The organism is Pseudomonas saxonica, assembly GCF_007858365.1.
In the GTDB taxonomy this organism is placed as follows: domain Bacteria; phylum Pseudomonadota; class Gammaproteobacteria; order Pseudomonadales; family Pseudomonadaceae; genus Aquipseudomonas; species Aquipseudomonas saxonica.
Window position 1 is genome coordinate 330693 of the sequence record NZ_VFIO01000002.1, and the last position, 20163, is coordinate 350855.

A 20163-nucleotide genomic window follows, 5' to 3' on the forward strand; every position below is an offset into this window, starting at 1 on the left:
GAGCGCTTTAACAAAACATTCGTTTGATAACCGACTGTCCTGATAGCTGATGCTTGATAACTGCGGCCACATGCAGGGTTATCAGCGCTGCCAGCAACACGCAGGCAGGTGTATGAATGCGGCCAAATAGGCCAGTCACATCCATGCTGTTAAAGGGCTGGGAAAACGTAACAACGTTAAAAAAAATTATCGGCCTGTCCATCATTAAAACACCGGAAATGAGGACAACAACTACCGACATATACATCATTGTGTGAACAAAAAATGCCAGCCACGGCGTCAGACTCTTCTCACCCGCTAAAGCACCATATCCTCGTCCAAAAGAGACATATAGACGCAACAAAAACACAGGCGCCAGTAATAAGCTCACTGACACATTAAGTTCACCCACAAAGACTTTCAGGGCTAAATTTTCGCTTATTAATCCGACATAAAAACCCGAGATCAATAACCAGATAATTGTCAGTGCCGAGAATCCGTGCAGCACTTTTTGCAACATCGAATATTTCATGATGGTACGTACTCTCACCTGCTATTGAGCATCGGGCTGCTCATAACGAGCCGCCCGATGCTTTAACGTTGGTTACTTCTCGGTCCAGGCATCAGACCAATGCGAACCTGTACCAGGCGCATAGTAAGCAGGGGCCTGTGAGCACCAGCCGGCAATCTTGCACACATAAACCTTGTCGGTTTGTGGTTGCAGGACCGCGGTGCCTACCTTGTAGTTGGCAATATCATCCGGGTAGATGGCATCGAACTCATGACTGCTGCCTTCACCGGTCAGAGTGAGTGCTTTAAGGTCCTGGAAATTCTCACGACCGTCTTCACTGGTGGCAATCAACTTAAGGGAGTGAGCACCCGGCGCGCTTCGTACCGCCACGCTAACGGGAGCAGTGGTAGCGTCGATGGTTTGCTTTGTGACACCAACTTGTTTGTTATTTGCGTCGAAAACGGTGGCTTCAACGTCAATTTTTTTATTGGTCATCAGCGTAAAGCCAACATCGACCTGGCCTTTGTCCAGCACGTACTCGCCCGCCACATCATGCACATGCATATAGGCTTCCGGATCGGGAACCAGCGTGGTCTGCATTTGGTAGGTGGTGACACCGCTTTCTGCCTTGGCGAAGAAGCTATTGGTGCCTTTGATTGGCTCGATCACACCCTCTTCATTGCGAATACCGGCACGTACAGGCTTATTGGCTGCGTTTACAGCTTCAGCCAGCTTGAACGACCAATTCTCAGGTTGACCCTCTTCCACAGAATCGATATTCACGCTGAAGCTGTACTCAGCACTTTCAGCACTGCCTGTGAAAGCGCGAGCCTTGACCGAGTCGCCTGGCAGCAGGGACTGGTTGGCTGTCAGCGTACCGACGTTGGCATACCCGTCTGGATCTGGCGCAGCTGCAAGGATATTGACATCAACTACGTTGTAGAAAGCAGCGCCGGTGTTATCAATGGTCCAGGCACCCAAAATGATGTGATGGCCGGTGCGATCGGAAGGGATGACGCAATCATGCTTTTGAGCGCCTGGGCCTCCAGTGCCTTCAGCACCGTCAACCGGTACACCACCCGCGCCATCGACGGCGCAAAAGGGTGCCGTGTCAAAGCTTTCACGGCTCAGTGGCAGGTTAGGATTCCACCCCGCCTTGGTGATGAAGTATTCCCATTTGGTGGTTTTATGGGCAGCGGTGTACTGCCAAGCAAACTTGATATTGCGATCAGTCACGTCACTCTGGTGCCAACGAGTCGCCGACTGAGCATCAATGGTGCCGAACTGTGTCAAGCCACCACTGGCCAGTTGGCCATCGGGAGGGCCCAATACTGGAAAGCCCTTAGCGCCTTCACCGACGGATTGCGGCTCATCAGTTGCAGGGCCACAGCCAGTATTGAGATTGATCCGGCACGCATAGGACCGTGAAGGGGGTTCGCTCATGTAACCGTGCGCGGCTACCTGTTGGGACGCGAACATGGCAGCCATTAACGTCAATGAGGATGCACACCCCATCAAAGCCCGAGACTTTGAAAGTGCAATTGTCATAAATAAAACCCTTCAGTTCATTATTGAATCGACACTAGGTCGTTTTTTATAGAGCAACTAAGTTGGATCAGACTAAACATTTCGCGCATCTGCGCAGACATCTCTTACACATTCCAATGACAACAGACATTCACAACCTGAACTCAGGTCACATACATCAGCCACCTTCAGAAAACACTTACACCGTATTAACAAACTACGCACAAAATGGGTTCAATCGCCGTTGGATTTTACAGAGCTGAAATAATCTTTATGTAGGAAATGTCTTTAAGCGAAGTGGCTCTATTCCCAATAATAAAACTTATAAGTCTGAAAATATTTGTTACTATTTAATCACCCGAAGATTTTCTCCCTATAAATTAGGCATTTAAAGTTCTCGCCAACCCCTTACCAACTTTTATACAGGAATAAAAAAACCCGGCAGTGCCGGGTTTTTAAAAAAAGATAGTGCTTACTCTTGGTGATACTGCCCTGAGAACTCATGCACCGCGCTAATAAAGGCGCCTGCATGCTCGGGTTTCACTTCAGGGGTAATGCCATGACCCAGATTGAACACATGACCTGACCCCTTGCCGTAGCTGGCCAAAATGCGTTTGACCTCGGTGCGGATCGCCTCCGGGTTGGCATACAGAACGGTAGGGTCCATGTTGCCTTGCAGCGCAACTTTATTACCCACGCGACGACGGGCTTCACCCAAATCGCAGGTCCAATCCAGGCCCAAGGCGTCGGCACCTGCATCAGCAATGCTTTCAAGCCACAGACCGCCGTTTTTGGTGAAGAGAATCACCGGCACTTTACGCCCTTCGTGCTCACGGACCAGGCCGCTGACGATTTTGCGCATGTAGGCCAGGGAGAATTCCTGGTAAGCCGCAGAGGACAGATTGCCGCCCCAGGTATCGAATATTTGCACCGCTTGGGCACCGGCCAGAATCTGACCGTTCAGGTAAGAGGTGACCGACTGGGCAAGCTTGTCGAGCAGCAGGTGCATCGCCTGTGGCGTGTCGTAGAGCATAGCCTTGGTTTTACGGAAGTCTTTGGACGAGCCACCTTCAACCATGTAGGTGGCCAGCGTCCAAGGGCTGCCGGAGAAGCCAATCAATGGCACTCGGCCATTTAGCTCTTTGCGGATGGTGCTGACGGCGTTCATCACGTAGCCGAGGTCTTTTTGCGGATCAGGGATCGGCAGTGCTTCGATGTCAGCCAGGGTGCTGACCACTTTCTTGAAGCGCGGGCCTTCACCCGTTTCGAAGTACAGGCCTTGGCCCATAGCATCGGGAATAGTCAGGATGTCGGAGAACAAGATGGCCGCATCCAGCTGCGGGAAGCGATCCAGAGGCTGCATCGTGACTTCGCAGGCGAATTCCGCGTTCTTGCACAGGCTCATGAAGTCGCCGGCCTTGGCACGGCTGGCACGGTATTCCGGCAGGTAGCGACCGGCCTGACGCATCATCCAGACAGGCGTTACATCAACGGGTTGCTTGAGCAAAGCGCGAAGGAAACGATCATTCTTGAGATCAGTCATGTCAGCGTCCGGAAGAAAAGTGCGGGCATTTTCTCAGAGACGGACGCAAAAGGCACGGCAAGTGCCGTGCCTTTTATCTATCGGGGCGATTAGTCGCATCGGGGTGAGGCTTTTCCCTCACCCCAACCCTCTCCCAGAGGGAGAGGGAGCTGACCGCGCGCACGCTCAAGAACACCTTCAAACCAGTCACCTCTCCCTCTGGGAGAGGGTTAGGGTGAGGGGTTTTCAGACGCCCAGGTAATCCATGATCCCTTCTGCTGCCGTACGGCCTTCGAAGATCGCGGTCACCACCAGGTCAGAACCGCGCACCATGTCACCACCCGCAAAAATCTTCGGATGGCTGGTCTGGTGCTTGTACTTCGACTGCTCAGGCGCAATCACGCGGCCCTGGCTGTCAGTCTGGATCTCGAACTGCTCAAACCACGTGGCCGGGCTTGGGCGAAAACCGAAGGCAATAATCACGGCATCCGCCGCAATGATTTCTTCAGAACCCGGAATCGGCTCAGGACTGCGACGACCACGGGCATCCGGCTCGCCGAGACGCGTCTCGACCACCTTCACACCCTGCACCTTGCCTTCCCCAACAATGGCAATCGGCTGGCGGTTGTAGAGGAATTTCACGCCCTCTTCTTTCGCGTTCTTCACTTCTTTACGTGAGCCCGGCATGTTGGCTTCGTCACGACGATAGGCACAGGTCACCGATTTAGCGCCCTGACGAATCGACGTGCGGTTGCAGTCCATCGCCGTGTCGCCACCGCCCAGCACCACAATCTTTTTGCCTTTCATGTCGACGAAGTCTTCCGGCGACTTTTCAAAACCCAGGTTGCGGTTGACGTTGGCGATCAGAAAATCCAGCGCATCGTGCACACCGGGCAGGTCTTCACCGGCAAAACCGCCTTTCATGTAGGTGTAGGTGCCCATGCCCATAAAGACCGCGTCGTACTCGGCCAGCAGTTCTTCCATGCTGATGTCTTTGCCGATTTCGGTATTGAGACGGAACTCGATACCCATGCCCGTGAAGACTTCTCGACGGTGGCTCAGTACGGTTTTTTCCAGCTTGAACTCGGGAATGCCGAAGGTCAGCAAGCCGCCGATTTCCGGGTTCTTGTCGAACACCACCGGCGTCACACCGCCGCGCACCAGCACATCGGCACAGCCCAGACCCGCAGGCCCCGCACCGATGATGGCAACGCGCTTGCCGGTCGGCACCACCTTGGACATGTCCGGGCGCCAGCCCATGGCGAACGCGGTGTCGGTGATGTACTTCTCTACCGAACCGATAGTGACGGCCCCAAAGCCGTCGTTGAGGGTGCAGGCACCCTCGCACAGACGGTCTTGCGGGCACACCCGGCCACACACTTCAGGCAGGGTGTTGGTCTGGTGTGACAGCTCGGCGGCGGCGAGGATGTTGCCCTCGGCCACCAGCTTGAGCCAGTTGGGAATGAAGTTATGCACAGGGCATTTCCATTCACAGTACGGGTTACCGCAACCCAGGCAGCGATGAGCCTGCTCGGCCGATTGCTGGGGCTTGAAGGGTTCGTAGATTTCCACGAACTCTTTTTTGCGTTGCCGTAACAGTTTCTTCTTCGGATCTTTGCGCCCGACATCGATGAATTGGAAGTCGTTGCTGAGACGTTCGGCCATCTTCTAAACCTCTTTACAACAGCTGCAAGCTACAAGCTTCAAGCTGCAAAAAAATCGTATAAACCCGACACACCGCGCGCTGCTTTGAGCGGGTCGCTCAAAGCTTGCCGATTGCTGCAGCATCACTGCGGACTGCCCAAAGTACTGGCAAGCAGAGACTTCAACGTCGCCGCTTTAGGTTTAACCAGCCAGAAACGGCGCAGGTAATCATCGAGGTTTTCCGAGAGGTTGCGACCCCACTCGCTGTCAGTCTCTTGCACGTATTCGTCCAGCACGTGCTGCAGATGGTTGCGGTACGCCTCCATCGCTTCGCCGCTGATACGCTGGATTTCCACCAACTCGTGGTTAACCCGGTCAACGAAGGTGTTGTCCTGATCCAGCACGTAGGCGAAACCGCCAGTCATGCCCGAGCCGAAGTTATAACCCGTTTTGCCCAGTACACAGACGAAACCACCTGTCATGTATTCACAGCAGTGATCGCCCGTGCCTTCAACCACGGTGTGAGCACCGGAGTTACGCACCGCAAAGCGCTCGCCCGCCGTGCCCGCTGCAAACAACTTGCCGCCGGTGGCGCCGTACAGGCAGGTGTTGCCGATAATTGCGCTGTCTTGAGTCTTGTACACGCTGCCGGTAGGCGGAACGATCACCAGCTTGCCGCCGGTCATGCCCTTGCCGACGTAGTCGTTGGCATCGCCTTGCAGGTACATGTTCAAACCACCGGCGTTCCACACACCAAAGCTCTGACCGGCAGTGCCTTTGAAGCGGAAGGTGATGGGCGCTTTGGCCATGCCCTGATTGCCGTATGCGCGGGCGATCTCACCCGAGATTCGAGCACCAATGGAACGGTCACAGTTGCAGATGTCGAGTTCGAACTCTGCGCCGCTCATGTCATTGATGGCAGCCGTAGCCATGTCGACCATTTTCTCGGCCAGCAGGCCTTTGTCGAACGGCGGGTTGCGATCCACTTCGCAGAACTGCGGCTTGTCAGCCGGCACGTTGTCGCTGCCCAGCAGCGGCGTCAGGTCGAGGTGCTGCTGCTTGGCGGTTTCGCCGGGCAGAATGTCGAGCAAATCGGTGCGGCCAATCAGCTCTTCAAGGCTGCGAACGCCCAGCTTGGCCAGCCACTCACGGGTTTCTTCAGCCACGTAGGTGAAGAAGTTGACCACCATATCGACGGTGCCGATGTAGTGGTTTTTACGCAACGATTCGTTCTGCGTGGCCACGCCTGTGGCGCAGTTGTTGAGGTGGCAAATACGCAGGTATTTGCAGCCCAGAGCGATCATCGGTGCGGTGCCGAAGCCGAAGCTTTCAGCGCCCAAAATCGCCGCTTTGATCACGTCCAGGCCGGTTTTCAAACCGCCGTCTGTCTGCACACGCACTTTGCCACGCAGGTCGTTACCACGCAGTGTCTGGTGGGTTTCAGCCAGACCCAGTTCCCACGGTGCGCCCGCGTACTTGATGGAGGTCAGCGGCGATGCGCCAGTACCGCCGTCATAGCCGGAGATGGTAATCAGATCGGCATAGGCCTTGGCCACGCCCGCGGCGATAGTACCGACGCCGGCTTCAGCCACCAGCTTCACCGATACCAGGGCTTTGGGGTTGACTTGCTTCAAGTCAAAAATCAGCTGCGACAAGTCTTCGATGGAATAGATGTCGTGGTGTGGCGGTGGCGAAATCAGGGTCACGCCCGGAACGGCGTAGCGCAATTTAGCGATCAGGCCGTTGACCTTGCCGCCCGGCAGTTGCCCGCCCTCGCCCGGCTTGGCGCCTTGAGCGACCTTGATTTGCAGTACCTCAGCGTTGACCAGGTATTCCGGCGTTACACCGAAACGACCCGTGGCCACTTGCTTGATTTTCGAGCTTTTGATGGTGCCGTAACGCGCCGGGTCTTCGCCGCCTTCGCCGGAGTTTGAGCGTGCGCCCAAGCGGTTCATGGCTTCGGCCAGCGCTTCGTGGGCCTCGGGCGACAAGGCGCCCAATGAAATACCCGCGGAGTCGAAACGTTTGAGAATCAACTCCAGCGGTTCGATCTCTTCGATGGCCAGCGGCGTATCGAGGGTCTTGACCTGCAACAGGTCGCGGATCATCGACACCGGACGCTTGTCGACCAGTGCGGTGTATTCCTTGAACTTGCTGTAGTCGCCCTGCTGTACGGCGGCTTGCAGGGTGGCGACCACGTCCGGGTTGTAGGCGTGGTATTCGCCGCCGTGTACGTACTTGAGCAGACCGCCTTGCTGAATCGGCTTGCGCGCGCTCCAGGCTTCAGCGGCCAGCAGTTTTTGCTCGGCTTCAAGGTCGACGAAACGCGCGCCCTTCAAGCGGCTCGGTACGCCACGGAAGCTCAGGTCGCAAATTTCTTCGGACAGGCCAATGGCTTCGAACAGCTGCGCACCACGGTACGAAGCAATCGTCGAAATGCCCATCTTCGAAAGAATTTTCAGCAGGCCTTTGGTGATGCCTTTGCGGTAGTTCTTGAACACTTCATAAAGGTCGCCCAGCACTTCGCCGGTGCGGATCAAGTCGCCCAGCACTTCGTACGCCAGGAACGGATAGATCGCCGAAGCCCCGAAACCGATCAGCACAGCAAAGTGATGCGGGTCACGACAGGTAGCGGTTTCGACCAGAATGTTGCTGTCGCAGCGCAGGCCTTTTTCAGTCAAGCGGTGGTGAACTGCACCTACCGCCAGCGAGGCGTGTACCGGCAGCTTGCCAGGCGCGATATGACGATCGCTCAGGACAATTTGCGTACGCCCGGCGCGGGCCGCTTCTTCAGCCTGATCGGCGATGTTGCGCACAGCCGCTTCAAGGCCAAGGGTCTCGTCGTAGTTGAGGTCGATGATCTGACGCTCGAAACCCGGCAGATCGAGGTTCATCAACGAACGCCATTTGGCAGGCGAGATGACCGGCGAGCTGAGGATCACACGCGAGGCATGCTCGGGCAATTCCTGGAAAATATTGCGCTCGGCACCGAGGCAGATCTCCAACGACATGACGATGGCTTCACGCAGCGGGTCAATCGGCGGGTTGGTGACCTGCGCGAACTGCTGACGGAAGTAGTCATACGGCGTGCGCACACGCTGAGACAGCACCGCCATCGGGGTGTCATCGCCCATGGAGCCGACCGCTTCGTAGCCTTGCTCACCCAGCGGGCGCAGCACCTGGTCGCGTTCTTCAAACGTGACCTGATACATCTTCATGTATTGCTTGAGCTGGTCAACGTCATAAAACGCCGAACCGTGGTCGTGGTCGTCAAAGGTGGCCTGAATGCGCAGGGCATTCTTGCGCAGCCATTGCTTGTACGGGTGGCGCGACTTCAAGCGATTGTCGATGGCGTCGGTGTCCAGCACCTGGCCGGTTTCGGTATCGACCGAAAGAATCTGACCCGGGCCGACACGGCCTTTGGCAATCACCTGCTCCGGCTTGTAGTCCCATACGCCGATTTCCGAGGCGATGGTGATGTAGCCATTGGTGGTCGTGACCCAACGCGCCGGGCGCAGGCCATTACGGTCGAGCAGGCAGACGGCGTAGCGGCCGTCGGTCATGACCACGCCCGCAGGGCCGTCCCACGGCTCCATGTGCATCGAGTTGTACTCATAGAACGCCCGCAGGTCGGGGTCCATGGTCTCAACGTTCTGCCACGCCGGTGGAATCAGCATGCGTACGCCACGGAACAGGTCGATGCCGCCGGTGACCATCAACTCGAGCATGTTGTCCATGCTGGAGGAGTCAGAACCCACGCGGTTGACCAACGGCCCGAGTTCGTCGAGGTCGCCGATCAAATCATTGGCGAACTTGGTGCGACGGGCCTGCGCCCAGTTGCGGTTGCCGGTGATGGTATTGATTTCGCCGTTGTGGGCGAGAAAGCGGAACGGCTGAGCCAGCGGCCATTTCGGCAAAGTGTTAGTGGAGAAGCGCTGGTGGAACACGCAGATTGCGGTTTGCAGGCGCTCATCGCTCAGGTCTGGATAGAAGGCGGTAAGGTCCGCCGGCATCATCAGGCCTTTATAAATGATGGTCTTGTGGGAAAAGCTACAGATGTAGTGATCGCTGTCAGCCGCGTTGGACACCGAGGAGCGGCGACGGGCGCTGAACAGTTTGATGGCCATGTCCTGATCGCTCAGGCTGTCCCCACCAATGAACACTTGTTCGATTTGGGGCAGACGCTCCAGCGCCAGACGACCCAGCACGCTGGTATCAATCGGCACTTTGCGCCAGCCAACCAATTGCAGGCCGGCTGCGAGAATCTCGCGGTTCATGTTGGCGCGCGCCGCTTCGGCTTTGATTGGGTCCTGATTAAAGAACACCATGCCCACGGCATATTGCTTGGGCAAATCGATGCCGAAATGGTCTTGGGCGACTGCACGCAAGAACAAATCCGGCTTTTGAATCAGCAGACCACAACCGTCACCGGTCTTGCCGTCTGCGTTAATCCCACCGCGGTGGGTCATGCAGGTCAGGGCCTCAATGGCAGTTTGCAGAAGGGTATGACTGGGTTCGCCCTGCATGTGGGCAATCAGGCCGAAACCACAGTTATCCTTGAATTCATCGGGGTGGTACAGACCTGCTTTCATAGACACTTTCTCACCAGGCTGCCCCATAAAAGGGCAAATTTCTTTTAATTCAACCACTTGCTTCCCGCGCTGAACGTACGCCAGCTTGGCAGGGGCAAAAGGGTGGTCATTCTACACACCGTCATAAAGACCCACAAATTAAGCGGCGCTTTGCCATAAATTCGTGTCGCATTTATGAAAGGTTTAAAGCGATTGCTCGTGCTAGTCAAAACATTTTTGATGTTGACTGCTGCGCGGCACAGACACCAAGAGGCATGCGGCTTAAAAGCCGCATGCACAATCAGGAATTTTGATGGCGTAGAACGGCGACCTGGGTAAGGTCGCCGGATCATCAGCGAGCGGTTGCCAGCTCTTGTTGGACGCTGGCGACAGTGCGAGGCCAAGGTTTACCAGTCTGGATCTTCGCTGGCAAGTTCTTGATGGCCGCAGTTGCTGCGGCATGGCTCGGATAATTGCCGTAAGTCACAACGAACAGGGGTTTGCCGTTGAGGGATTTTTTGAAATAACGGGCTTCGCCGCCCAGCTCTTTCGCAACGCTTTGCGCAGAGGCTTCGGAGCTGGTGCCGACAATCTGCACCACGTAATTACCGGCAGGCTGGCTGCTGTACCAGCTACCACCAGGGGCGGCTTTGGCCAATGTCACCGGCTTGTCGGCTGGTTTGACCGCAGGCTTGGCAGCAGGCGCAGGCGCCGGCTTGGCCACTGGAGCAGGTGCTGGTTTAGCGGTAGCAACCGTGGGTGCTGGCGCAGGAGCTGGCGCAGCTGCCGGGCCTGCTGGCACACCCACAGGTGGCGCTGTGGTGGTCACGGTCGGTGGCTGAGCCACACCTCCGTCAACGGCAGGCACACCGCCGTCATCGCCTTCAGCGATGCCACCGGCTTCTTCAGCCAGAGGGCCGCGCACGACAGGTTGTGACTGCCCCACCAGCGGCAAGGGCATAGGCTGCGATTTGCCGGCAAAGTCGATGGACGGGTTAGCACCGTCAGCCGGAGCTGCCTGCCCCAATTGCGTCTGCTCGGTACCCGGCGCAGTCGGCGTTTTACTGCGGCCCGGTATCAGGAAGGCGGCGGCCACAGCCACTACGACTACGGCACCAATGGCCAATACGTGTTTCTTAGGCATGTTGAACCCCATACTTGGACGCTTGACCGCTGAGCGGCTCGCTATCATGGCTTCGATCATTGCATCGCGGGCGACCTGATTGATGATGCCAGGCCAACCCTCGGAGCTCTCGTGTATATCTGAGATCTGCTGGGCGCTAAAGAGTTCGATCCCGCGACCCGCCCCTTCAAGACGCTGGGCCAGATATTCGCGGGTTTCTTCCTCGGTGTAAGGCTGCAACTCGATCACGTGGAAGCGTTCTTCCTCCGCGCTCAGGTGCTCAAGCCCGTCAATCATCGACGGTTCGCCAAACAGGAACACATGCGGACGGCCTTCCGGCGCACCGGCAGCCAGCGCCAACAGGGCTTCCAGAGCGGATTCGTCAAGCTGCTCGGCATCATCGACCAGCAAGTAGACTTCCTGCCCGGTCAGCGCCAACTGCACCACTTGCGCCAGAATCGCCCCGACATCAGCGCTGGCGGCATTCAGGGTTTGCGCGACCTGACGCAAGATACCCGCTGCATCCATCCCGCCCCGCGCCGAGACGACGACACTTTGCACAGACTGTTTATTGGTGCTGGCGACCAGCGCCTGACGCAGCAAGGTCTTGCCGCTGCCCTCTGGGCCGGTCACCACCAACAGCAACTGGCTGTAGCGGGCCAGGTGATGCAGTTGCCCGAGCACGGGCTTGCGCTGGGCCGGGAAAAACTTGAAACCCGGCACCCGTGGCGCAAAGGGGTCGTGGTTGAGCTGGAAGTGACCGAGAAACGCCTCGTCGGCATGCAAACTTGTCATCGGGATTTTATTAACCTTTAAGCTGAGCCAGCGCACGGTAATCCGCACCCAGCGTGGCCTGTAGAACTTCTTGTGGATAATCGTCAGTCACAATGGCTTCGCCCATGTGCCGCAGCAGAACCAGTCGCATACGACCGTCGATCACTTTCTTATCTACTGCCATGTGTTGCATAAAGTCGGACACGCTCATTTCAGCAGGCGGCACGACCGGCAAACCGGCCCGCTGGAACAGCCGAATGCCTCGATCACGCTCTTGTGCGCTGATCCAGCCCAAACGGCAAGACATTTCAAGCGCCATCACCGTGCCCGCAGCGACGGCTTCGCCATGCAACCACACGCCGTAGCCCATGTGGGTTTCAATGGCATGACCAAAGGTGTGGCCCAAGTTAAGCGTAGCGCGCACGCCAGACTCACGTTCATCAGCGCCGACGACTTCGGCCTTGGCCGCGCAGGAACGATGAATGGCAGCCGTCAGTGCAACCTGATCAAGCCCACGCAGCGCGTCCATGTTGTCTTCAAGCCAGGTCAGGAACGGTGCGTCGCAGATCAGCCCATACTTGATGACTTCAGCCAGGCCTGCAGACAGTTCGCGAGGCGCTAGCGTGTTCAGTGTTTGGGTATCGATCAGCACCAACTGGGGCTGATAGAAAGCACCCACCATGTTTTTACCCAACGGGTGATTGATGCCGGTTTTGCCGCCCACTGACGAATCGACTTGCGAAAGCAAGGTGGTCGGCACCTGAATAAAGTTGACGCCACGCTGGTAGCAAGCGGCCGCAAACCCGGCCATGTCGCCCACCACACCGCCGCCCAGAGCGATCACCGTAGTGCGCCGGTCATGACGTGCCGTCAGCAGGCCATCGAAAATCAGTTGCAGGGTTTCCCAATTTTTGAAGGCTTCGCCGTCGGGCAAGATAATCGGCACCACAGAATACGACGCAAGGCTGCGGGTCAGACGCTCAAGGTAAAGAGGCGCGACCGTTTCATTGGTCACAATGGCCACTTGGCGACCGACAATGTGCGGGGCCAGCAACTGCGGCTGATCCAACAAACCTTCGCCAATATGAATCGGGTAGCTGCGCTCGCCTAGATCAACCGTCAGTGTCTGCATGAATCCCCGCGTTGAAACAGAGCCCGGCGCCCTGTTTCGCAATTATCAAATGATGGCACCCTGCGAACAGGCAGGGTCGGCGCCGAGAATAGCGCATTTCGTATCGCACTTTAATGGCTTGTAAAGCGAAGCCGCGACTGAGTTAACGCGGCGCCAGTTGCGCCAGACGTTCGAGAATATCCAGCACCACCATGCGCGGTGGCCGCTCGTCGGTTTCAACGATGATGTCGGCGATTTCCCGATAGAGCGGATCACGAATGGCCAGCAAGTCGCGCAGGATTTTCTCGGGGTTGGCGTTGCGCAATAACGGCCTGTTGCGGTCGCGCGCGGTTCGGGCCACCTGCTGCTCGATAGAAGCATGCAAATACACTACCCGTCCGCCTGCACGAAGCGCCTGCCGGTTTTCCGGGCGCATGACCGCGCCCCCACCGGTAGCAAGCACCACGCCATCCGCCTCGCACAACTCGGCAATCATTGCCGTTTCACGCTCACGAAACCCCGGCTCGCCTTCTTTATCAAAGATCCACGGGATGTTGGCACCGGTGCGCACTTCAATTTCCTTATCGGAATCTTTGAATGGCAAGTGCAACTCTTTAGCAAGTAAACGTCCGATGGTGCTTTTTCCAGCCCCCATTGGCCCAACAAGGATTAAATTTCGCACAGAATCAATGGCTCACAGCAATCGCCTGGTTGTTCATGATACGCGGAGTCAGGAACACCAGCAGTTCGGATTTTTTTTCGAGCACAGCATCTTTTCGGAAAAGCCGGCCAACATACGGCACATCGCCCAAAAATGGCACTTTATCTACCACTTTGCTTTGAGAATTTGAGAATTTGAGAAAACGCCCCCAATCACAATGGTTTCGCCATCTTTAACCAACACCTTGGCCTTGACCTCATTTTTTTTGATCGGCGGCACATCGTTGATCATGTTGAGGTAGTCGGGTTCGTCCTTGGTGACGATGACGTCCATGATGACGCTGTTGTCCGGAGTGATTTGCGGCGTGACCTGCAGCGACAGCGAGGCTTCCTTGAACGACACCGAGGTGGCGCCGCTGCCACTGGTCTCTTGGTACGGGATTTCAGTGCCTTTGAGGATTTTGGCGGTTTCCTTGTCTGAAGTGACGACTTTGGGTTGAGAGATGATTTCGCCATTGCCGGTTTTTTCCATGGCGCTCAGCTCAAGGTCCAACAACACATTGTTGGTGATAAAGGCGATCCCCACGCCCGCGGCCTGGCCCTTGACCCCCATATCGACAAACGGGGCGCTCACCTGGCCCGCCTCCCCCGTTGAAGAAGACGGTGCGCCCATGCCGCCAGCGCTCCATTTACCGCCTTTATTGACTGCGCCTCCCCAACGCACCCCGAGGTTGCGCTCAAAGTCCACGCCCGCCTCAACAATCCGGGCCTCAATCATCACCTGGCGCATCGGCACATCCAGTTGCGCCACGATGCGGCGTAACTCCTCCAGTTGCTCGGCCGACTGGAGCGCGATGATGTGATTGGTGCGTTCATCCACCGTGATCGAACCGCGCCCCTCGGCGCCTGCCGGGTGAGCGGTGACCGACTGGAATAATTTGGCGATGTCGCCCGCCTTGGCATGATTGACTTGCACCAGCTCTCTACGCAACGGAACCAGATCGGCCAGTTGATCGTACATCTCATGGCCCTGCCCCTCGCGGGCGGCAATTTCGTCAAAGGGTGCAACCAGCAATACATTGCCCTCCCTGCGCTTGCCCAGACCCTTGCTTTTGAGCACCACATCCAGGGCCTGATCCCATGGCACTTGCTGCAAATTAAGTGTCATGTTGCCTTGCACGGTGTCGCTGACAACCAGATTGAATTCGGTGAAGTCGGCCAGCAACTGAAGCACCGTGCGCACTTCAATGTCCTGGAAGTTAAGCGATATGGGCTCCCCGGTGTACAAGGGTTTCGCTGCTTCAATAGGTGGGGGCGCAACGGGACTGAATGGCGCAAACGCCAGTAACTGCTGTGAATTCAGCGCACTCCATAGCGCCAGTCCACAGACCGGGAAAATCCTTTTCATGGTGTATTTCCGTTAAGACTGCTGTTTTAGAGGGATCGTCAGGGACCTTTCCAGCCAACCGCCCTGACCATCCGAAATCACTTCAAACACTTCAACGTGTGCCTTGTCGATCCAGGCAATTTGACCGTTATTGCGCCCCAGGTAATCGCCCACCTTCAGGCGGTGTACAACCCCCTTGGCGCGCAGCAAGGCGTTGCTTTCCCGGTCGTTGGACAACGTGCCGACCAGCTCAAACTGTTCTAGGTCAAAGCCCTCCAGAAATGCCCTGGCACGACGGTCATCCACTCCATCCTCGACCAGGCTTGCTTGCCAGCTTCCGGCGGCACCCTCATGCAACACTTGAAACGGACTGCGCAGGTTCGCCGCGCCATAGACGAATACAGGCGGGCGCACGAGCGGTGGAACCGAAGCACTGGCAGGCTCTTCGTGCAGCTGGGTTACCTGTAAAAATGCCTGTAATTGCGCTGTGCTCTGTGGGTTGTCGCACCCGGCAAGCCCCACGCACAAGCCCATCGCACACAGCCGGGCGGCCCGGTTCATGGGGTCAGCCCCGAGGTGTGAGCATGGTAGGTTTTGGCAAGCAAGGTCATGCGCAACCGACCATCGCCCGAGGAATTGAGAGGCACCAACGCAAAATCATGTGAGGTGACAATGCGTGGCAGGCTCGAAAGGGTGCTCAGAAACAGGCCAACATCGTGATAACGCCCGACCAGAGACAGTTGCAACGGCTGCTCGATGTAAAGCTTATGCCGCACCGGCGGAGACCACTGAATCTGTTCGATCACCAGGCCGCTGGCCAGCCCCATGCGCGAAAGGTCATCCAGCAGCCCGGGCACTTCTGCTTGTCGGGGCAATAGGGTCATGAGCGCTTGATAGGCTTCTTCCAATGCCTGCACGTGCAACCGGTATGACCCGAGGGCCGGCAACCTCCTCGCCTTGGCCTCGAATTCTGTTTTCATGGCCACTTCAGCCTCGCGCTGCAGTTCAAGCCGGGCCATCGAGCCCGCCAGCAGCAGCCAATACCCAAGCCCCAGCAACACACTCACCCAGGCCATTGCCACCAGCACCTTATGCCTGGGTGACCAGACTCCCGCATTCCTCAACCCAAGGTCCTGTAACTCAACACTGCGCAGACGATCCAGCCAATGCGACGCCATCAGAGGTGCCCACCCACAGGAACAGGATGACGGGTCTGAGCGACGGTCATCTGAAACCAACGCTCCTGCCCGCCAGCCGGGGCAGCTTCTGCTTTCACATCAATCAGCACTGGAGCCTCTAGCCAATGGGAGGCATCCAGATTGCGCATCAGCTCGGCCACGAGACTGGGAGACTGGGCAGTGCCGGTTATCACGATGATGCTATCGCTCATTTTCACGTCGGTGAAATACACGCCTTGCGGCAAGCTGCGGGCCAACTGCTCCAGAATGATCCCGTTGTCAGAGCGACTGCCCTGCAGCGTCTCGATCGTTTGCATGCGTTCAAGCAATTGCTCACGGCGCACTTTTAACTGGTCAATTTGCTCGGCTCGCCCGTCCAGCTGCACGGTGGCACTTCTGATCAAGTCATTGCGCATCAATTGCCGCTCAACGGCACGGTCGATGAGCTGGTCAAGCGCAAGAAGCCCGGCTACCACGAGCACAGCCAGCGCCAGCAACACCATCAAAAAACGCCTGTAACGCTGTTCACGCATCATTGCCCGCCAGGGCAACAAGTTGATTCTCGCCATCAATCAAATCCCCTCAAGGCCAGGCCGCAGGCAGTCAACAACATTGGGGCATGACTGCACAAGGCTTGAGGGACAAGTGACGGATTAATGTCCATGTGCACAAACGGATTGGCCGGTTGAGTCGGCATACCCAGTTTCGCCTGGAGCCACTCACTCAACCCAGGCTGGCCCGCAGCCGCACCGGCCAAAATGACCAACTCGGCCCTCGGGCTGGCAGCTACCTGTTCAAGGCCGTGCCTGATGTGCTGCAGGGCGGTGGTTTTGAAAGTGTCCTGATCCTGTTGGCCATCGCCGAAGTGAAGTTCAAGCGACTCCATCACCCTACCTTGGTGCAGAATGCTTAACCGCGTGGCAGGCGTGGCGAAATCGACCACGGCCACGGCACCTGACGAAGGCATCATGGCGTCAATTCCTCGCACTTGAGCATGGGACTGCACCTCAATAACTTTGGCCTTGAGCCCCGCATGGCTCAACACTGCTTGATACCAGTCCAATGTTTCCATGCGGCACGCCACCACAAGTACGCTCATCAGCTGCGGGTTCAAGGGTGAAACGCCTTGAACCTCGAAATCCAGCGCGGCGCTCTCCAGCGCATAAGGCACGTGCTGTTCGGCCTCCAAGCGCACGCTAAGCTCGAGTTCATCACCAGCAAGGCCAGCATCCAGCTCCAGGTTTTTACAGATCAACTGGCCGTCGGCAACCGCCACCACCGCATCGCGAGCGAGCATTGCCTGCTCACCCAACACCCGAAGCAGCACCTGAGCGACACTTTTCGGATGAGCGCGGGTCTGATCCTCTGCCAACTGTCTGGGCAAGGGTTCAATGGCATAGCCATGAAGCGTGAATCTGGTGTTCAAACGGCTTAATTCGACAATATTGACAGCGTGGGCACTGATATCAATGCCGACACAACGGTGGCGGCGAGTGGTCAAAAATCCTGGCACTGTTATTTTCCCTAATGCATTCCGTGACTTACGGAGGGTAAAAATTGAGATCCGTTCAAAACCCGTTCTGACATGCGGTCCATGACGCCTATGAGCGAAAAATGCTTATAATGCCGGGCGTTTTTTTCCGCATTGTCGACCCGTCGCACCTGCGCACTGCCCTGACGTGCAAACCCATTTCTTAATCTGGAAATCCAAAAGCCTTGATTCGTCTGCTGAAGTTTTTCGGGTGGTCTTTCGTTGCTGTGTTCTGCGGGCTGTTGCTCGTATTGAGCGGCGCGTTTCTCTATCTTAGTCCTGGCTTGCCGTCCGTAGAGTCGTTGAGAAGCATCCAGTTGCAGATTCCTTTGCGGGTCTACACCAGCGACGGCAAATTAATCGCAGAGTTTGGCGAAATGCGCCGCTCTCCCATCAAGTTCGCCGACATTCCGCCCAATTTCATCAATGCCCTGCTCTCGGCAGAAGATGACAATTTCGCCAATCACTACGGGGTCGACCCGAGCAGCCTGATGCGTGCCGCTACCCAACTGGTAAAAAGCGGACACATTCAATCAGGGGGCAGCACCATCACGATGCAGGTGGCGAAGAACTACTTCCTGTCGAGTGAGCGCAGCTTTTCCCGCAAAACCAATGAAATTCTGTTGGCCTTGGAAATTGAACGCGAACTGACCAAGGACGAAATCCTTGAGCTGTACGTGAACAAAATTTACCTGGGCAACCGGGCTTACGGCATCGAAGCGGCCGCACAGGTTTACTACGGCAAGTCGATCCGCGACCTGAGCCTGGCGCAGATGGCCATGATTGCCGGCCTGCCCAAAGCACCGTCGCGCTTTAACCCACTGGCCAACCCGGTGCGCAGCAAAGAACGTCGCGACTGGATTCTGGGTCGCATGTACAAATTGGGCAAAATCGATCAGGCCAGCTATGAAGCAGCTATCGCCGAGCCGGTCGACGCCAGTTATCACGTGCCAACCCCGGAAGTCAGCGCGCCGTACATCGCAGAAATGGCCCGCGCCGAGATGGTTGGCCGCTATGGCAGCGAGGCTTACACCGAAGGCTACCGTGTGACCACCACCGTGCCGAGCAACCTGCAAGAGCTGGCCAACACCTCGGTTCACGAAGGGCTGATGACCTACGATCAGCGTCATGGCTACCGCGGCCCGGAATCCCGCTTCCCCGGTAAAACCCTGGCGGTGTGGACTCAAGAACTCGCCAAGCAGCGCCCCATCAGCGGTCTGGAACCGGCCATCGTCACCCAGGTCGATAAAGACGGCCTGCACGTGCTGACCCGTAACGGCGAAGGCCGTGTGTCATGGAACACCATGAAATGGGCACGCAAGTTCCTCAACACCAACAGCATGGGCCCGATGCCCAAGCAGCCTTCCGATGTGGCACAAGTGGGCGATCTGATCCGCGTGCAACCGCAAGCCGATGGCAGCTTGAAATTCAGCCAGGTACCGAACGTACAAGGCGCGTTGGTCTCGCTTGATCCGAACAACGGTGCCATTCGTGCGCTGGTCGGTGGTTTCGCGTTTGAGCAAAGCAACTACAACCGGGCGATGCAGGCCAAGCGCCAACCCGGCTCAAGCTTCAAACCGTTTATCTACAGCGCAGCGCTGGACAACGGCTACACCGCCGCCACGCTGGTCAACGACGCCCCCATCGTGTTTGTCGACGAATACCTCGACAAGGTCTGGCGCCCGAAGAACGACACCAACACCTTCCTGGGCCCTATCCGTGTGCGCGAGGCGTTGTACAAGTCGCGTAACCTGGTGTCGATCCGCTTGCTACAGAGCCTGGGCGTCGACCGCACCATCGACTACATCAGCAAGTTCGGTTTCAACAAACAGGACTTGCCGCGCAACCTGTCGCTGGCGCTGGGTACAGCTACCCTGACGCCGATGGAAATCGCCACCGGCTGGAGCACCTTCGCCAACGGCGGGTACAAAATCACACCGTACCTTGTGGACAAGATCGAAAGCCGCAACGGTGAGACGCTGTTTGTCGCCAACCCGCCCAGCGTGCCTAAACATGACAGCAAAGATGTGCCGCCAGAAGCCGCAGCGCTGACCATCGACACCATCAACGCTGCACCGGGCTTGCCGACCACCGAGACCCAGGCCGTTGCCGAACGCATCGTTGACGGGCGTACCACGTACATCCTGACCAGCATGCTGCAAGACGTCATCAAGCTGGGCACCGGTCGCCGCGCATTGGCCCTTGGCCGCACGGACCTGGCGGGTAAAACCGGTACCACCAACGAATCCAAGGACGCCTGGTTCTCCGGCTACAACGCCGACTACGTGACCACCGTATGGACCGGTTTCGACCAGCCTGAAAGCCTGGGCCGCCGCGAATATGGCGGTACGGTCGCCCTGCCGATCTGGATGACCTACATGGGGGGCGCCCTCAAAGACAAGCCGGCGCACACCCAAGCTGAGCCTGAAGGCATCCTCAGCCTGCGCATTGACCCAACCAGCGGCCGTATCGCCTCACCGGGTACACCGGGCGCCTACTTTGAGTTGTTCAAAAGCGAAGACACGCCGCCGACCAATAGCGAACTGGGCAATAACCCGGCACCGGGCAGCCCGCTGCCCGCTGATGACGGGGCACCTATCGACCTCTTTTGACCCTCAGAGCGGCAAGTTGCACGTTGAAGCGCG

13 protein-coding genes and 1 pseudogene are annotated in these 20163 nt (G+C 57.1%); 1 reads left to right on the forward strand and 13 read right to left on the reverse strand.

All coding sequences use genetic code 11. The features are described 5' to 3' along the window. Positions 1-7 precede the first annotated feature (7 nt). The 13 genes and pseudogenes from FJD38_RS08605 to pilM form a co-directional block, all read right to left on the reverse strand. Entirely contained in the window at positions 8-499 is a 492-nt protein-coding gene (locus FJD38_RS08605; protein ID WP_158637855.1) for a cytochrome b, read from the reverse strand. An 84-nt stretch (positions 500-583) separates the two neighbouring features. After that, positions 584-2038, reverse strand: a complete 1455-nt coding sequence (locus tag FJD38_RS08610) for a lytic polysaccharide monooxygenase (RefSeq protein ID WP_244302709.1) — start codon at positions 2036-2038, stop codon at positions 584-586. Between the two features lie 451 nt (positions 2039-2489). After that, positions 2490-3560: a uroporphyrinogen decarboxylase gene (gene hemE, locus FJD38_RS08615; RefSeq protein WP_146384869.1), complete on the reverse strand. Its 1071-nt coding sequence runs from the start codon at positions 3558-3560 to the stop codon at positions 2490-2492. A gap of 225 nt (positions 3561-3785) precedes the next feature. Beyond that, positions 3786-5204, reverse strand: a complete 1419-nt coding sequence (locus FJD38_RS08620) for an FAD-dependent oxidoreductase (RefSeq protein ID WP_146384871.1) — start codon at positions 5202-5204, stop codon at positions 3786-3788. A 122-nt stretch (positions 5205-5326) separates the two neighbouring features. Next, positions 5327-9775: a glutamate synthase large subunit gene (gene gltB / locus FJD38_RS08625; protein ID WP_146384873.1), complete on the reverse strand. Its 4449-nt coding sequence runs from the start codon at positions 9773-9775 to the stop codon at positions 5327-5329. A 331-nt stretch (positions 9776-10106) separates the two neighbouring features. Continuing rightward, entirely contained in the window at positions 10107-11672 is a 1566-nt protein-coding gene (locus FJD38_RS08635; RefSeq protein ID WP_122785189.1) for an AAA family ATPase, read from the reverse strand. 10 nt (positions 11673-11682) lie between these two features. Continuing rightward, positions 11683-12783 carry a 3-dehydroquinate synthase gene (aroB, locus tag FJD38_RS08640; RefSeq protein ID WP_122785190.1) on the reverse strand — a complete coding sequence of 367 codons (1101 nt, stop codon included), beginning with the start codon at positions 12781-12783 and terminating at the stop codon, positions 11683-11685. 142 nt (positions 12784-12925) lie between these two features. After that, positions 12926-13444, reverse strand: a complete 519-nt coding sequence (gene aroK, locus FJD38_RS08645; protein ID WP_122785191.1) for a shikimate kinase AroK — start codon at positions 13442-13444, stop codon at positions 12926-12928. Between the two features lie 4 nt (positions 13445-13448). Then, positions 13449-14707, reverse strand: a pseudogene (locus FJD38_RS08650) (type IV pilus secretin PilQ); the annotation flags it as partial. A gap of 135 nt (positions 14708-14842) precedes the next feature. Then, on the reverse strand, positions 14843-15370 hold the full coding sequence (locus FJD38_RS08655; RefSeq protein ID WP_146384875.1) for a pilus assembly protein PilP: 528 nt from the start codon (positions 15368-15370) through the stop codon (positions 14843-14845). After that, the gene (locus FJD38_RS08660) at positions 15367-15987 is read right to left on the reverse strand and encodes a type IV pilus inner membrane component PilO (protein ID WP_146384877.1); all 621 of its coding nucleotides are present in this window, start codon (positions 15985-15987) and stop codon (positions 15367-15369) included. Before FJD38_RS08660 ends, FJD38_RS08655 begins: the two co-directional genes overlap by 4 nt. Continuing rightward, positions 15987-16556 carry a PilN domain-containing protein gene (locus tag FJD38_RS08665; protein ID WP_122785195.1) on the reverse strand — a complete coding sequence of 190 codons (570 nt, stop codon included), beginning with the start codon at positions 16554-16556 and terminating at the stop codon, positions 15987-15989. Before FJD38_RS08665 ends, FJD38_RS08660 begins: the two co-directional genes overlap by 1 nt. Next, positions 16556-17500 carry a type IV pilus assembly protein PilM gene (gene pilM / locus FJD38_RS08670; protein ID WP_146384879.1) on the reverse strand — a complete coding sequence of 315 codons (945 nt, stop codon included), beginning with the start codon at positions 17498-17500 and terminating at the stop codon, positions 16556-16558. Before pilM ends, FJD38_RS08665 begins: the two co-directional genes overlap by 1 nt. A 206-nt stretch (positions 17501-17706) precedes the next feature. Between pilM and FJD38_RS08675 the strand changes: the two genes are divergently transcribed. Continuing rightward, a complete protein-coding gene (locus tag FJD38_RS08675) occupies positions 17707-20130 on the forward strand; it encodes a penicillin-binding protein 1A (RefSeq protein WP_411172346.1) in 2424 nt (807 codons plus the stop codon). Positions 20131-20163 lie beyond the last annotated feature (33 nt).